At 69.8% G+C, this 202-nt stretch carries 1 protein-coding gene; it reads left to right on the forward strand.

Going from position 1 to position 202, the window contains the following annotated elements:
- Positions 1 to 202, forward strand: a 202-nt coding sequence (locus IE98_RS0141840; protein ID WP_030278076.1) for an Hsp20/alpha crystallin family protein, incomplete at both ends; no start/stop codon positions are given.

A 202-nucleotide genomic window follows, 5' to 3' on the forward strand; every position in this document is an offset into this window, starting at 1 on the left:
GGCGATCGACATCGACGTCGAGCGGAACATGGTGACCGTCAAGGCCGAACGCCGCCCGCGCCAGGAAGGCGAGGGCGTCAAGTGGGAGCTGTCCGAGCGCCCGCTCGGCGTCTTCTCCCGCCAGGTCATGCTCTCCGACACCCTCGACCCCGCCGGGATCACCGCCGACTACGACGCCGGCGTGCTGACCCTGAAGATCCCG

It is taken from the genome of Streptomyces sp. NRRL B-24484, from assembly GCF_000717715.1.
Classification (GTDB): Bacteria; Actinomycetota; Actinomycetes; order Streptomycetales; family Streptomycetaceae; genus Kitasatospora.